Consider the following 15,906-nt stretch of genomic DNA (forward strand, 5'->3'; position numbering starts at 1 on the left):
CTTTTTTTGAGAGTTTGAGCTCTCAAAACTGAGCAACGAGTGAGTAACAGGCCTAAACCTGAGTTTTGAAGCATACGCTTCATATTTGAATGTTTCCGTTGCAGGAAACGATTCTCCATAGAAAGGAGGTGATCCAGCCGCACCTTCCGATACGGCTACCTTGTTACGACTTCACCCCAATCATCTACCCCACCTTCGGCGGCTGGCTCCCTTGCGGGTTACCCCACCGACTTCGGGTGTTGTAAACTCTCGTGGTGTGACGGGCGGTGTGTACAAGACCCGGGAACGTATTCACCGCGGCATGCTGATCCGCGATTACTAGCAATTCCGACTTCATGTAGGCGAGTTGCAGCCTACAATCCGAACTGAGACCGGCTTTTCTAGGATTGGCTCCACCTCGCGATTTCGCTTCCCGTTGTACCGGCCATTGTAGTACGTGTGTAGCCCAGGTCATAAGGGGCATGATGATTTGACGTCATCCCCACCTTCCTCCGGTTTGTCACCGGCAGTCTGCTTAGAGTGCCCAGCTTGACCTGCTGGCAACTAAGCATAAGGGTTGCGCTCGTTGCGGGACTTAACCCAACATCTCACGACACGAGCTGACGACAACCATGCACCACCTGTCTCCTCTGTCCCGAAGGAAAGGTCTATCTCTAGACCGGTCAGAGGGATGTCAAGACCTGGTAAGGTTCTTCGCGTTGCTTCGAATTAAACCACATACTCCACTGCTTGTGCGGGTCCCCGTCAATTCCTTTGAGTTTCAGTCTTGCGACCGTACTCCCCAGGCGGAATGCTTAATGTGTTAACTTCGGCACCAAGGGTATCGAAACCCCTAACACCTAGCATTCATCGTTTACGGCGTGGACTACCAGGGTATCTAATCCTGTTTGCTCCCCACGCTTTCGCGCCTCAGCGTCAGTTACAGCCCAGAGAGTCGCCTTCGCCACTGGTGTTCCTCCACATCTCTACGCATTTCACCGCTACACGTGGAATTCCACTCTCCTCTTCTGCACTCAAGCTCCCCAGTTTCCAGTGCGACCCGAAGTTGAGCCTCGGGATTAAACACCAGACTTAAAGAGCCGCCTGCGCGCGCTTTACGCCCAATAATTCCGGACAACGCTTGCCCCCTACGTATTACCGCGGCTGCTGGCACGTAGTTAGCCGGGGCTTTCTTCTCAGGTACTGTCACTCTTGTAGCAGTTACTCTACAAGACGTTCTTCCCTGGCAACAGAGCTTTACGATCCGAAAACCTTCATCACTCACGCGGCGTTGCTCCGTCAGGCTTTCGCCCATTGCGGAAGATTCCCTACTGCTGCCTCCCGTAGGAGTCTGGGCCGTGTCTCAGTCCCAGTGTGGCCGATCACCCTCTCAGGTCGGCTACGCATCGTCGCCTTGGTAGGCCTTTACCCCACCAACTAGCTAATGCGCCGCAGGCCCATCCACAAGTGACAGATTGCTCCGTCTTTCCTCCTTCTCCCATGCAGGAAAAGGATATATCGGGTATTAGCTACCGTTTCCGGTAGTTATCCCTGTCTTGTGGGCAGGTTGCCTACGTGTTACTCACCCGTCCGCCGCTAGGTTATGTAGAAGCAAGCTTCTACATAACCCCGCTCGACTTGCATGTATTAGGCACGCCGCCAGCGTTCGTCCTGAGCCAGGATCAAACTCTCCATTAAAGACCAACCGAAGTTGGTTTATAGAAAGAGCGATAAGCTCATTTTGAAACTGACGAGATAAAAATATCTCTTGTTTTGATTTTGCGAACAAAATCGTTTTACTCACTCGTTGTTCAGTTTTCAAAGATCAAACCTGCATAATGTCTCACTTTGTTTCACCACCGCGTCTCAGCGGCGACTTAAATAATGTAACACATAACCTCATTTTTCGTCAAGCTTTTTTTGAAAATTTATTTTTTCGCTTGAAGCAACAAGTTTATCCTGCTTTAAACAGATCTAAATTATTCATGCTGCTTAATGGGGCGAGTTATAACTTAGCACATATTTTATATACTCGTCAACCTAAATTAATAATTTATATTTTATAACTATCTATAAACACTAAATCACGTACAAAAAAGGAAGAAAAGTCGATTTAACAACCTTTCTTCCTGACAAATCAACCCTGCACATCAAATAAGGGAGTAACGCAGTTCACGATTTTGCCCACGATCCCTAAAATCCCCGGCAGCTGTTTCTCTAATAAGTGAACGATATACCAGTTTACGGAGCACGACGGTAAGATCCAATTGAAGATTCTTTAGCTCTGAATGGTTAATAAGTTCATTTATAGACCAGGGTTCCCGTCTGCTGCCTAATATACGGAATAGCGGAGATGAGCACTCCTCCATTTTTGACATAACTGAAAATTCACAAGCAAGCAATACTAGTTCAACCCGTTGTTCCAAGGTTTCTGTACTTAATGTGAGTTCGTTATACAGTTTGTCAATCGTTCGATCCAGAGGCTGTACCTGAACCCATAAGTGAGTCTTTGGATAAATCCCCCGTTCAATGAGTTCAATAGATGCCCAATGATCCAATGCTTTCAGAACACTTTGATAAGCGTCAATGATCCGCCCTTCTCGCACCGCTCTTTTACCATGAACGTAATTGACCAGAAAGCGGGAGAACTCATGAAATCGCTTCTGCTCCCGTAGTGGATCGTTAAAATCAACAATTTCCTGTCTTAAAAGACGGACCCTGTCATCCCGTTCCCAGACAATACGACCTTCTAGCACATAATCTATAATGTTGGCTTGTTCACTAGCGATAATCCATTCCTTCAGACAACTGAGCGTTGCGTACAACACTTGGCATCTTAAGCCATTCATAAATAAGTGTTGAATAGAACGAACCGGCTTGGTGCCTTCTCCAATAATTAGAATGAGTTCATCAAAGTCATACAACATCGAACCGTGAAAATACTCTCCCGGCTTTCTGTACGAAATAATACCTATTGAATCTTCCTGCAACAATTCATCATACATTAGGTTTAATTTGGTTAGCTGCACTTCTCCCTCCATACCTGCAAGGCGGCTATGACCGCAAATTGGATATTTGGATACATGTGATCATTTCTACATAAATAAGAAACTTCCTTCTTCAATTGTATAAATTTTTATCTTATTCACTTATTTTATTCAGTGTTACCCAAGCGTTTTCATCTGCAAAGGTTCGATTCCACGCCCCAATTCCTCCGAGCTTCAGCGATTTGGCAAGTTCTACTCTTGCCTTCAGAGATACCTGATCCTCTAGCCAAATCTTTTTGACCACGCCGTCTTCTGTATACTCGACATAATTCTGGCCTTCGGCAGCTCTAAACTTGGGCTTCAACTTAAATTCGGCTATGATACCAGCTGCTGACTTCATACCAAGTGATTTGGAGGTGACCTTAATCTTCCCTTCTTTGGGAGTCTCGGACCACACGCGAGTATATAACGGAATACCTAAAATCACTTTTTGAGGCGGCACTTCATCTTCCTGAATAATTCGCTTAATTGACGCTTCCGTCCATGGTAGCGAGGCGACAGAACCAGCCTTTGGACTAGCCGCCCAATGCTCATCATAAGCCATTACCATGAGGTAATCTGTGATGGTGCCCAATGATTTTCGATCCAAAAAAGCTGACCACATTTCACTTTGAGATTTAGGCGTAACATCAATGGACAGTATCAAATCATGTTCCCGAGCCATCGGTTTAAGTTCCCGCAAAAATTGGGTGACATTGGGGCCATCCTTCGTATGAACATTTTCAAAGTCAATATTAATACCATCCAGATTATTTTCTAGGGCAAGTGAAATCATCTGATCAACAATCGCCTTTCGACGTTCAAAGGTAGACAATGCTTCAGTTGTTAATTCGGGATTAAAGCTGTTGCTCAACAAGCCCCAAACCTCCATCCCCTTGCGATGTGCCCAGCTGACATAGGCAGGATCTGCCTTGCTTTCTACAGTGCCCTCATGATCGACGACACTGAACCACGTAGGACTCACCACATTTACTCCAGGCATAGGATCAAACTTGGAAGGATCGGGCTTGCGATTATAGACGGCTTCCCAAGCGAGGTTAACTGGCCTACCCTCCCAATGTTTTTCCGAGATGGACAAATCGTCCTTAGCCGAAGGGGTCACAAGCTCTTCTCCTTCAGCGATATGGTCTGACTTAATGTATCCCGCATAGCCATTGTCTAATTGAACAAAATACCAATCTCCTTGTTTGGACCAAATACGCACCTTCGTCCGCTGAGATATATCTGTCAAAATGAAAGATAGGCTAGAGGCTTCTTTACGTAAGGCAATTCTAGCATCCTGTGGGCCATCCTTCTTTTCTACACTCCCCAGCCTGACCTTCTCTCCAGCTTTCATTAGGATGACAGCACCAGTTACAGGGTCTTCGTGTATAGAAATGCCGTATACTTCACGTACAGCCTCTATCGGGATATATACCTCTCCACTGATCACCTGAGGGGCTACGCTAAGCGCATATGTCTTACCATTCAATTCCCCTTGTGCCTTCGAAACCTTCATATAGAGCAGGCTTTGTCTCGTCGCCATAATGACGGTTTGGCTATCATCCTCATAGCGAACCGTAGGATCAATTTGACTTTGCACCAATTTAAACGGCATCAGCATGTTCTTGCCCGAGCTTTGAGCTTCATACCCAGTCAACTTGCCCTGCATAAAAATAGGACGGACACTGCCCTGCCAATCGGGTTTCTCGTGAAGGGGATTACCAAACCATACGACAGTAATTACGCATATAATCGCTGCAAATAATAGCAGGCTTGCCGCTCCTTTGAATCGTGAACGTTTACGGCGGCGTCTGGAATGATTTCTGACCAATATTGAACCTCCATTGTATGAACTTTGAATTACAAAAATAAAGTGATTTAAATAAAAAAACGCGGTAAATCCCCGCTTATGGGGAATTCCTCACGTTTCCAATCCATTACAATATATACATACCGCACAAAAAACTTCTATTCCTTGTTTCGTTACGTTTGTTTATTACTACAAGCTTTGCATACTCCGTGTAACTCCATACGATGTCCATGCACCTCGAAGCCTGTTTCCAACGCGGCATGGCGTTCCACATCAGCCAAATAGGGATAACTGAAATCTTCAATTTTTCCGCATTTTTCGCAAATGATGTGATAGTGCTCCGAAATATTGGCATCATAACGACTGGCGTTATCTCCATAGGTCAACTCATGTACCATACCCGCTTCTATAAACATCTTTAAGTTATTATAAACCGTAGCCACACTCATACTTGGAAACTTGGACTCAAGCGCTCGATATATTTCATCTGCAGTCGGGTGCCCCATAGTTTCCATTAAATAGTTTAATATGGCATGACGCTGGGGTGTTATGCGTACACCTGTCTTCTTCAGAAGTTCCAAAGCATGCTGGACGCGTGCCGCCATATATGTCCACCGCCTTATCCCTTACTTACGATCCTATCAATTACCACGCATCTATTTACAACTTACTTCTAAACCTACTCACATTGTACGGTCTACTCAAGTTTCTTGTCAACGCGCCGTATTGTCGCCGGATGTTCCTATAGAGGTATCTGACTCAGGAGCTCCGGTTTCAGTCGGAGAGCTTTCAGATGTATCGGGCGCAGTCGTACCCCCGGAATCATCCAAGTCGGGTAACGACGGCATCAGTAACTTTTTAATGGTTAAATCGCTGTTACCCTCTACGTTGATCGCATACTTACCTGTCCCGTTCTGGCCTGAGATACTTTTACTATCTATTTTAAATGGAAAATCGGATTGAAGATTACCATAACTGCTTGAACCCTCTAACTGAAAATCTCCATTCGACGGAAGATCCAATACGATATCACCGACAGCACTGTATATTTTCCAATCTCCGCCCACCTGCTCGCTATGCACTTTGATAGAGCCATTAAGCGAATTTGCATTCAGCTTGGCTGTAGAATTCAGCACATTCATGTCACCATTCTGAGTATCTACGGTGATGTCCCCTTCCGAACGAGCGAGCTGAATATCACCTACCATGGTGTGTAGTGTCACAGCTCCTTCAATATCTCCTGCCTGCATATCGCCACGGTTCGTGCGCACATCTACATCTCCAGAAATCCGATGCAATTTAACCTGACCGTTCAGCGTGCCTCCCTTGACATTGCCGATAGCGTCATTAACGGTGAGATTTCCATTACCGCTCTCGAGTCGAATGCTATTAATAGCATCAACTCCATTCAGGGTAATATTCCCGTTGGAGGTTCTAATCTGCACATTGAACCGCCGGTCCTCCGGCACGGTGATCAGCATGTTCACACGGGGCTGACGTTTGCTTGAAGCTCCGTATGACTGTGCCTCCGGACGAATCTGGATAGTCTTGCCGTCGGTAGAAGTCAGTGAAGAAGCCTGAGCAATCTTGTCCGCTTCGGCAGCAGGCGCTTGATCCACCCATAGAGTCCCACGTACCTCTATATTGGACACAGGCCGTCTGATCAGTGTTACATCACCATTAACCGAATCAACTACTAAATCGGACGTCTGCATAGTTACAGGTACCAGTACACCACCCATATCATACCGATTCTCTTTAGCCTGACTAAAATCCATAGAGGCTGACGTCAGATTGAGACTGACCCGGTTCCACAGATACATATAATGATTTTGCTGGGTCACGATAAAAACCGAGGCTGCCACTACCAAAGCGGACAGAATCCCCTTTAGGTCAGGTCTGAATCGCCTTCCGTTGTCAGACTTGCCTTCTTTATGATAGTACACAGCAAAAAAAATCAGATACTCCAGTCCCCAAAGCACGAAGATTACGGGCCACCAAACGAGGAGCTGAAGCATATATTCAGTATTTTGAAACACATCTACAATAAGCAAAATGCCTACAGCCATCAACAGAAGCGAAGAGGTGTAGCGACCGACTCTTATTTTACGGTGCACGCCAGCTTCACCCTCTTTCTTTCAACTTTTTACGTTTAAAGGACAGAAAGGCTTCCCTTAGAAAAAGGGATAAACCGATCATCATTAATAAAATGGCCAGCGTCAGGAATCCATAATCCTCAAAGAAATTGCTCAACCAGCGAGGTTTCATGCGAAACAAAATCATAAGCCCACCGCCTGCCACCATCAGCACAGCAAAAGCAAAACCTCTCTCCCATGCATAAAAAGGACTACTTTGCTGGCCTTTAGCATCCATCCGTGCATAACGATCTGGCTTACGCCGATAACGAACCATGTAATCTGCTGACTGTAAGACATCATATACATTATAAAAATATAAAACGGGTATGAACAATCCAAGCAAAATAAGTAATGGGATGTTAATCCTCAAGCCATCAGAAGAAACATACAGCATCGCAAAAATATCTAGCAGGAGCAACACAATAAAACTAAGCCCCCTAATAAACAGCCCTAGAAAAAGATGTCCCAGTCCGGGTAACAATGCGGCCATGATAATGGCAATCACTTTGCGAAATTTAGCGTATTTTAGACGCTTCCCCTGTCTGAGTTGTTCCCGCTGTTCCGGCGCTTGTAGCTGCCCAGCCTCTCCAGACGGTAACGGTTGTTCCGAGTTCATGCCATCCTCCCCTTTGAATCCCATGCGTGGCTCCGCTGAAAAATACTTCAATGCTTACATAGTACCCCAATCGGATTTAAGAGTAACTGTTAAAAAAAGGTAGACTATTACTCAACAGAGACTGCAGCTATATCTTCCCATTGTCGTAAATCAGCTGCAATACGTACGGGATTAAAATCATGACGGGACAGCACCTCTAGGGAAACCTCCATACTCTGCCGATCTGGATGTAATTCGTGAAATGGGACATTTTCATGTTCTTTAATCATTATTTTACGTATATCCACTTTTTCTTGCTCTAAATAAGTCGAAATCTGTTCCAGCAATCCGTGAGACGACAATCCGTACAATGTAATAAGATGACGCTTGCGTCCACGCATATACCGAAGTTCGACTTTGTTAAACACCCATAAATTTAAAAATACGAGCACTGTCGCCGCTATAGACGGGAAATAAAAGCCTGCTCCGACCCCAAGACCAATGGCAGCCACGACCCAAATGGAAGCCGCAGTCGTTAGTCCGGTAATGGATTTACCTGTGAACATAATCGTCCCTGCACCCAAAAAGCCTACGCCAGTGATTACAGCCGTAGCCAAACGAGCGGGATCTATGCGTACATTAGCTTCTTTAATAAAATCGGCAAAGCCGTAAATGGAGAGTAGCATGATCAGCGTCGAACCAAGACTGACCATAATATGAGTCCTCAAACCAGCTGCGTGATTGGAACGTTCGCGTTCAAAGCCAATGAATCCACCGAGAAGCATGGACAGCAAAAGCCGTAAAATGATATGTGAATCGTCTATAATCCACGGATTATTCATTCAAGTCACTCCTCCCGGTTATGTCGTACTTCCCACTCCGGGTGCGCGGTTTGTGGGCTTATGTGCATTTTTAATGCCAATTTAATGATATCTCAATGCTATTCCAACTTATGCAGATGGTAGGTGGTTAATTCCACGCCTGGGGCGACCTCCGCCGCAGATACGGGGCGAAAGCCATGTTTTCGATACAATGTCACCGCAGGAGTATTTAAAGTTCCTGTAGAGACGATAAACAACGGGATAATTTGATATTCATTCAAAACATGCTTCATTAAAGAGTCTGCAATACCTTTTCGAAAATGATCTGGGTGAACCATCATACGTGTAAGGGTAAGCGAATCGGGCGACTCAGACTGCACAGCCAGTGCCCCTAGCAATTCACCTTCCTCCAGCCACCCATAAAAAGACTCTCCACAGCTTCTCAGCGTATCCAATGTATCCATCAGTGGAGGAATCTCATCAAACCCAATCAGCTCAGCTTCCAACCTATAGGCAACGTGCTGTAGACGCCATATCTGACTGACGATATCATCATCTTCCAATGAACATAGGGTAACCATGCTGTTTTCCCTCCTAAGGAAACTCATAAAATGCCATCAGGATTCTAAAGTTTGTTCGCGCCAATCGTTCTCAGCGTCTATGCAAAAGGGGCCTGTCCCTAAAAGACAAGCCCCCTGTCAAATCTATGCCATTAGCGGTTCAGCACTTCCGTCAGCAACTTATTAGCAAGGCCAGGGTTTGCCTTTCCCTTGCTCTCCTTCATCACTTGACCGACTAGGAAGCCGATGGCCTTTTGCTTGCCGGCTTTGTAATCTTCGACCGATTGCGGGTTAGCTGCTACAACTTGTTCGACAATGGTCAAGATTGCACCCTCATCACTGATCTGTACAAGCCCTTTTTCTTCAACAATTTGCTGTGGCAGTTTATCACTTTCCAGCATTTCCTTGAAGACCGTTTTGGCGATTTTGCTATTGATCGTTCCCTTCTCCAGCAGTCCGATCATTTCGCCCAAGCCCCGACCGGTCAATTTAACCTGCGACAGCTCTACACCGGCACTGTTCAAATAGCCGAGTAGATCCCCCATAATCCAGTTGGATACTGCTTTGGCATCCTTGGTGAATTGAAGGCTATCCTCGAACAAATCGGCCAATGGCTTGGAGGACGTAATCACCTGCGCATCATACTCAGGTAATCCATATTCCGAAGTGTAGCGTGCTTTACGCTGGTCAGGCAATTCAGGAATCGAAGCACGGATGCGTTCTTTCCATTCCTCATCTATATGCAATGTAACCAGATCCGGGTCTGGGAAATAACGATAGTCATGAGCCTGTTCCTTACCACGCATGGATAAGGTTTTACCTTGCGCCTCATCCCAACGACGTGTCTCCTGTACTATCGTTCCGCCTTCGTCCAGCGTCTGCTCCTGCCGGAACTGCTCATATTCCAGTCCGCGCTGTACGCCACGGAAGGAGTTCATGTTTTTCAGTTCCGCTTTAGTTCCCAGCTCTTTTTGTCCATGCGGACGAAGACTGATATTCGCGTCGCAGCGAAGTGATCCTTCCTCCATCTTCACATCGGATACGTCACAATACTGCATAATGGCACGTATTTTTTCCAGATAGGCCTTGGCTTCTTCCGGCGAAGATATTTCCGGCTCCGAAACGATCTCGACCAATGGTGTGCCGACCCGATTAAAGTCGACCAAAGATGCGTAGCCACCATCAACATGTGTTAATTTCCCTGCGTCCTCTTCCAGATGCAGTCGGGTAATACCGATACGCTTTGTCTCACCATTCACTTCAATATCAATCCAGCCATTTTCGCCAATGGGTTGATCGTATTGTGAGATTTGGTAAGCCTTAGGTGAATCGGGGTAAAAATAGTTCTTACGGTCAAACTTGCTCACATCAGCAATGGTGCAATTCAGCGCCATTGCTGCTTTCATTGCATAATCAACGGCCTGACGGTTCAATACCGGCAGCACCCCTGGATGACCGAGACAGACCGGACATGTATGAGAGTTGGGTGGTGCTCCGAAGGATGTCGAGCATCCACAAAATATTTTAGACTTCGTATGCAATTCCACGTGCACTTCAAGTCCGATGACCGTCTCATATTTGGATGTAGTTGTAGACATGAATAGGTTCCCTCCTTTTTAGCAAATTACAGCTGCGGACGCTGCTTGTGAAATTCGGTATTTTGTTCAAAAGCATGAGCTACGCGTAGCACGGAAGACTCGTCAAAGGCTTTTCCGATAATTTGTAGTCCGACTGGCATTCCATCTGCAAGACCACAAGGAATGCTGATGGCTGGCACGCCAGCCAAGCTCACCGGAATCGTCAAAATGTCGTTCAAATACATCGTCAATGGATCATCCACTTGTGAGCCGATTTTGAAAGCAGTTGTCGGTGCAGTAGGTCCGATAATTACATCATATTGTTCAAACACACGATCAAAATCCTGTTTAATCAGTGTGCGCACTTTTTGAGCTTTCAAATAATAAGCATCGTAGTACCCGGAGCTGAGTGCATAGGTACCCAGCATAATCCGACGCTTCACCTCGGGACCAAAACCCTGCGTACGGGACTGATGGTAAAGATCAAGCAGGTTGTCCGGATTGTCAGAACGCACACCATAGCGTACGCCGTCAAAGCGGGCCAGATTGGACGACGCTTCGGATGAAGCCAACAGGTAGTAAGTCGCTACCGCATATTCCGTGTGCGGAAGAGATACCTCTTCCCATACCGCGCCCAATCCTTCCAGCGTTTTCAGTGCGTCGAGCACCTTTTCCTTGACCTGTGGATCGACGCCCTCACCAAGATACTCTTTAGGCACAGCGATACGAAGTCCTTTTACATCCCCGGTTAAAGCGTTCAAATAATCAGGAATGTCTACCTTTGCAGAAGTGGAGTCCTTCTGGTCATAACCTGCAATAGCTTGTAGGACATAGGCCGAATCCTGAACATTTTTAGTAATAGGTCCAATTTGGTCTAAAGAGGAGGCAAAAGCCACCAGTCCAAAACGGGATACTAGACCATAGGTTGGTTTCAGGCCAACTACACCGCAGTAAGAAGCGGGCTGGCGAATGGAACCACCTGTATCCGAACCGAGCGTGAAATAAGCCTCCCCCGCTGCAACAGCCGCAGCCGAGCCGCCACTGGAACCGCCGGGAACACGTTCTAAATCCCAAGGGTTACGTGCAGGGAAAAAGCTGGAGTTCTCGTTAGAGCCGCCCATGGCGAATTCGTCCATGTTCATTTTACCGAGTGTCACAGTTTGCGCTGCGCGCAACTTGCTAACAACTGTGGCATCGTAAACAGGATCAAAATTTTTCAAAAACTGACTGCCACATGTTGTACGCAGCCCTTCTGTCACAATATTATCCTTAATACCAACCGGCAGACCAAACAACAATCCTCTTTCCTCTCCGGAAATCAGCTGATCATCCAGCTGACGTGCGGATGCACGGGCCTGTTCCTCGTCAACGGTAATATAAGCTCTGATCTTGTCTTCCCGCGCACCAATTGTCTCCAGAGCGTGTCCCACCAGATCACTCACGGAAATTTCCTTTTGATGCAGCTTGTTATGTATCTCGGGCAATGTGTTATTGAACAAGCTCAATTTGCATCCTCCTTTCAAATATGAGATCTATTCCAGAACAGCAGGAACCTTAAACTGTCCGTCTTCTTCTTCAGGTGCATTGCGCATCACTTGCTCATGTGTCAAACTTTCACGAACTTCGTCGTCTCGCATGACATTGCTGACGTGCAGCACATGAGTGGTCGGTTTTACCTGCTCCGTATCCAGCTCATTCAGCTTCTCCGCATAATGGAGAATGGCGTTTAATTGTCCTGTCATCGTTTCTTCTTCAGCCGCGGTCAGATTCAACCTAGACAGCTTGGCTACGTGACGGACATCTTCCGTGGAAATGTTCATACAAAACCCTCCTCATGTATATGAGGATTTTGCAAAAAGTCCAATAAATGACTGGAATCGAATTTTGCAAAATCCTGATATTAAAAAATGCTGCACCGAACTTTGAAATAACGTTTTTAATTATAGGATAGAACCCTTTACAATTCAATCTTTGACGCGGTACAGAAGCAAACTGTACATCAATGAGGGAAATGTTGCTAAAAGAATATAAAAAAAGCACCTCTCGGTGCTCTTTCGAGATAACTATAAGAGCTGAGATTGTGCCCATTATATATTTTTAAAAAGAGTCGGCAGTAGCCGACCCCTATATCCAAGCACGCAAATTGACTTGTCTGATAAAATCAGCCTGTGACAACAACTCTGCCGCGGTTTCTTCTTCAGTCTCTACCGAATCAAGACCACCGTTCATTACATGCTTGAACAGTTGCTCATTATGAGTAGCAAGGGCGTAATCTATCAGCGCTTCACGCTCAATCCGCTCGGCTTCTAGCTTGAGAATACTCTCCTCCAGCTCGATGTCCCCGGATGGTACAAAAAAATTGCGGTTCACCTTCGGTACGCGAATGACATAGTCAAAAGCATTGTCCGCATTACGGTCGTAAGCAATGATATAACCATGTTCGCCCACAGGAAGATTCTGCTCAAAAGCATCCGCGACGATCATAATTCTAGCTCCTAAATGATGCATCGTTAGCCCCCCCGTTTGTCTGAACTTATCTGCTAAGTCTACTAAAAAAAAAGTAGCTTGTCTATATCATCTATGTATCTTCATAATCGACCGTCTCCACGTCCCAACCTATGTTCATTCAATCTCACATGCCAGTTTTGTGAAGGGATTCCGCCCCGTCGTTTCACCTTTTTCCAAGTTATGATCTTCGGTTCGGAACCTACCACAGAATCTTCAATATCTATTATATTGGGAACACGGAAACTACCTCCAATCTCACGTTGTACCCCATATATATGTTTTCTTTTCATTCTTGCTCCCCCTTGTGATCTGACGGCCTCATGCCTCTTTATCCTCTTAATGGGCAAAAAAAAGAACGCAAACCGGGATTCATCCACAGCTTGCGTGCTTCGCGAGTTTAGTATGTAACTTTAATAAATTCATGTTAACAAAAATAAAAACCTTTGTCTATACATAATTTATAATTTGTTGTCGAATTGGGGCAAAACCTGTCACACCTTTAATTTTGCCCCTCCTGAAAGGTTCATCACATTTACCGGATATACGGATTATTAGCTTTCTCATAACCGATGGACGTTTTGGGACCGTGACCGGAATAGACTGTAACGTCATCTCCGAGCGGGAACAATTTGTTTTGAATAGAATCGTATAGATCCCGTTCCCGCCCACCCGTCAGATCCGTGCGTCCAACGCCCTGACGGAATAGCACATCCCCGGAAAAAAGATCTTTGCCACACAAAAAGCTGACACTTCCGGGTGAATGGCCCGGTGTATGGAACACCTTGAACGTGTGCCCGATCAGGTTCAATTGTTGACCTTCCGCCAAATCATATTCGGCAGGACCGGTTGAGATTGGTGGAGATGCCTCTGGCCACATCAAGGAGCCATTCAGCTTAGGAGATGTGAGCCAGTCTTGCTCCAAGGCGTGCAAATACACCGGACATCCTTTGGCATTGCGAATCTCCTCCACCCCTCCAATATGGTCAAAATGGGCATGGGTCAGCAGGATAGCTTCAATAGTCAGAGACTCAATCGCCCTCAGCAAAGGACCCGGATTCATTCCTGGATCAATAATAATGGCGCGCTGTGGATCATCCCCTTGAAGCAAATAAGCGTTCGTCTGAAGTGGACCGAGATTAAAGCTGCGAATAGATAGCACCATAAGTTAAAATCCCGAGATCAGCTCACGTAATTCCTGAACAATCACAGGATGGACCTCGGTTCCCTCCCCATATTTTTCAGCCATTTCTTTACGAGCAACTGCGATTTTTTCTTGATAATCATCGGCTTCCCGATCTGGATTTTCACGTTTGAATTCGATCATAATTTGTTGGACATGTGCAGGGCGTGGTCCCCAGTGGCCAAGTACGTGACCTCCTGTATCCGCAAAAATCACAATCGGTACAGCACGTCCGCCCATTGTCAGGAAGTCATCCATCAGCGCCTGATGGTTTTCCAAGATTAATACTTCGGTCGGAATCCCGCTATTCTCCAGGGCACGGAACACAACTGGCACATTACGTACCACATCCCCACACCAGTCGGCAGCCAAAATAAGCACGCGCAGATCATCCCGATGGTTCAGGCTTTCAAAATACTCTCGATCCTCTTCGCGATTCCACACAAACTGATCGTACCCAGAGCGGAAGGCTTCTTTGTTCTTTTCCATGCCCTCCATAAACTGTTCAGGGCTTAAGCCCTTTCCGAAGTATTGCGATACATTAGTACGGCTCATGTTATACACTTCCTTTTTTGTTTTTGGACAAAATCCATTTGATAACAAAATAAATGATCAAGAGCGCAAGGGCAACCAGCAAAATCGGTTTGATGTAAGGTGCTGCCACTTCGTCAATTTGCTCCCACTTGTCTCCTAGCAGCATACCTAAATATATAAACAAAACAGACCAAGGTATAATCGCTAGCGTTGTCAAAATAATAAAGCGCCATACGTTCATTCGAGCCAACCCGGCAGGGATTGAGATGGCATGACGCACAACAGGAATAAAGCGAGCTGTGAAAATGACCCCTGTGCCGTATTTGTTAAACCAGGCTTCAGCATGGTCGACATGACTTTTTTTGATAAGTATGTATTTCCCGTACTTATCTAATACCGGTCTGCCGCCATAGCGTCCAATCCAGTAAATGAACAACTGGGCCAGAACCCCGCCAATCGTTCCAAAAACGACTGCGCCAAAAAAATTAATATGACCCGAGGATACTAAAAAGCCACCATAAGCGAGGACAATTTCGCTTGGAATGACCTCAACCATCAAGCCTAGCATAATACCAAAATACCCAAGACTACGAATGATCTCAAACAAATAATTAATGATACTAGATATTTGGTCCAATTCTCTTCCCACTCCCTGCCTGTTTCTCTATTTTCATTAGTGTATCACAGCGGCAGAACAAGTCGCCACTTCGACCAAATAGGGAGGTCAGTGACCCCGGCTCCTCTGCCCGCATAAGTTGGGAGAGAGAGGAGGGGGTACAATATGCCTCCCGGCAAATTCCCCAAACATGACAATTCACAATCCCGTTTACCCACGGCTCGTGGTATCCGCCGCGCATGTACCAAAGAGTTGTATCGAACCTGCAAACGTCTGCCTGTTCACATTGCTCCTGATCTGGTCAAGCAGGGCGAGGAGCTATACTGCCGCAAGGTCGTCGGACACCTTATCTGGATTGCGGAAAACCATAGTAATCGCAAACTACTATGCGACTGGTGGGACGAAGATGTCAGCGAGGAGCTCGCGGCATTGTGGAAGGTGGATCGCGATGTCTTGTGCACCGCTTTTAGAAGCGCCTATGGCGGATAGATATTGGCGTACTGCAACCATGAACTGTAAACTACAAAAAAGTGGAGCCACCCCGCAGTGGTTCCACTTT

At 46.1% G+C, this 15,906-nt stretch carries 16 protein-coding genes and 1 rRNA gene; 1 reads left to right on the plus strand and 16 read right to left on the minus strand.

What is annotated here, in order from left to right; genetic code table 11:
• Positions 1-121 precede the first annotated feature (121 nt).
• From ACWGXJ_RS20715 to ACWGXJ_RS20790, 16 genes are all read right to left on the minus strand, one after another.
• Positions 122-1,677, minus strand: a 16S ribosomal RNA gene (locus ACWGXJ_RS20715).
• A 452-nt stretch (positions 1,678-2,129) separates the two neighbouring features.
• Complete coding sequence (locus ACWGXJ_RS20720; RefSeq protein ID WP_452567513.1) at positions 2,130-3,008, minus strand: nucleotidyltransferase-like protein; 879 nt, start codon at positions 3,006-3,008, stop codon at positions 2,130-2,132.
• A gap of 112 nt (positions 3,009-3,120) precedes the next feature.
• The gene (locus tag ACWGXJ_RS20725) at positions 3,121-4,839 is read right to left on the minus strand and encodes a glycosyl hydrolase family 18 protein (RefSeq protein ID WP_452567514.1); all 1,719 of its coding nucleotides are present in this window, start codon (positions 4,837-4,839) and stop codon (positions 3,121-3,123) included.
• A gap of 152 nt (positions 4,840-4,991) precedes the next feature.
• The gene (locus ACWGXJ_RS20730) at positions 4,992-5,423 is read right to left on the minus strand and encodes a Fur family transcriptional regulator (protein ID WP_013311903.1); all 432 of its coding nucleotides are present in this window, start codon (positions 5,421-5,423) and stop codon (positions 4,992-4,994) included.
• Positions 5,424-5,531: 108 nt separating this feature from the next.
• Positions 5,532-6,935 carry a DUF4097 family beta strand repeat-containing protein gene (locus ACWGXJ_RS20735; protein ID WP_452567515.1) on the minus strand — a complete coding sequence of 468 codons (1,404 nt, stop codon included), beginning with the start codon at positions 6,933-6,935 and terminating at the stop codon, positions 5,532-5,534.
• Between the two features lie 7 nt (positions 6,936-6,942).
• A complete protein-coding gene (locus ACWGXJ_RS20740) occupies positions 6,943-7,596 on the minus strand; it encodes a hypothetical protein (RefSeq protein WP_254327112.1) in 654 nt (217 codons plus the stop codon).
• Between the two features lie 83 nt (positions 7,597-7,679).
• Entirely contained in the window at positions 7,680-8,393 is a 714-nt protein-coding gene (locus tag ACWGXJ_RS20745) for an MgtC/SapB family protein (protein WP_254327111.1), read from the minus strand.
• 98 nt (positions 8,394-8,491) lie between these two features.
• A complete protein-coding gene (locus tag ACWGXJ_RS20750) occupies positions 8,492-8,953 on the minus strand; it encodes a GNAT family N-acetyltransferase (RefSeq protein ID WP_452567516.1) in 462 nt (153 codons plus the stop codon).
• Positions 8,954-9,084: 131 nt separating this feature from the next.
• Positions 9,085-10,530: an Asp-tRNA(Asn)/Glu-tRNA(Gln) amidotransferase subunit GatB gene (gatB, locus tag ACWGXJ_RS20755; RefSeq protein WP_013311908.1), complete on the minus strand. Its 1,446-nt coding sequence runs from the start codon at positions 10,528-10,530 to the stop codon at positions 9,085-9,087.
• A 26-nt stretch (positions 10,531-10,556) separates the two neighbouring features.
• Positions 10,557-12,014, minus strand: a complete 1,458-nt coding sequence (gene gatA, locus ACWGXJ_RS20760; protein WP_023990257.1) for an Asp-tRNA(Asn)/Glu-tRNA(Gln) amidotransferase subunit GatA — start codon at positions 12,012-12,014, stop codon at positions 10,557-10,559.
• 27 nt (positions 12,015-12,041) lie between these two features.
• On the minus strand, positions 12,042-12,329 hold the full coding sequence (gene gatC / locus ACWGXJ_RS20765) for an Asp-tRNA(Asn)/Glu-tRNA(Gln) amidotransferase subunit GatC (RefSeq protein WP_013311910.1): 288 nt from the start codon (positions 12,327-12,329) through the stop codon (positions 12,042-12,044).
• A 304-nt stretch (positions 12,330-12,633) separates the two neighbouring features.
• The gene (locus tag ACWGXJ_RS20770) at positions 12,634-13,017 is read right to left on the minus strand and encodes an ATPase (RefSeq protein WP_452567517.1); all 384 of its coding nucleotides are present in this window, start codon (positions 13,015-13,017) and stop codon (positions 12,634-12,636) included.
• 80 nt (positions 13,018-13,097) lie between these two features.
• Positions 13,098-13,307, minus strand: coding sequence for a hypothetical protein (locus ACWGXJ_RS20775; protein WP_061831453.1), 210 nt, complete (start codon positions 13,305-13,307; stop codon positions 13,098-13,100).
• Positions 13,308-13,549: 242 nt separating this feature from the next.
• The gene (locus ACWGXJ_RS20780) at positions 13,550-14,179 is read right to left on the minus strand and encodes an MBL fold metallo-hydrolase (RefSeq protein WP_061831454.1); all 630 of its coding nucleotides are present in this window, start codon (positions 14,177-14,179) and stop codon (positions 13,550-13,552) included.
• A 3-nt stretch (positions 14,180-14,182) separates the two neighbouring features.
• Positions 14,183-14,752 carry a thioredoxin family protein gene (locus ACWGXJ_RS20785; protein ID WP_061831455.1) on the minus strand — a complete coding sequence of 190 codons (570 nt, stop codon included), beginning with the start codon at positions 14,750-14,752 and terminating at the stop codon, positions 14,183-14,185.
• Between the two features lies 1 nt (position 14,753).
• Entirely contained in the window at positions 14,754-15,368 is a 615-nt protein-coding gene (locus tag ACWGXJ_RS20790; protein ID WP_069290373.1) for a DedA family protein, read from the minus strand.
• 144 nt (positions 15,369-15,512) lie between these two features.
• Here ACWGXJ_RS20790 and ACWGXJ_RS20795 point away from each other — a divergent pair, with 144 nt between their 5' ends.
• A complete protein-coding gene (locus ACWGXJ_RS20795) occupies positions 15,513-15,836 on the plus strand; it encodes a hypothetical protein (RefSeq protein WP_013311916.1) in 324 nt (107 codons plus the stop codon).
• Positions 15,837-15,906 lie beyond the last annotated feature (70 nt).

This window comes from Paenibacillus sp. S33 (assembly GCF_053615415.1).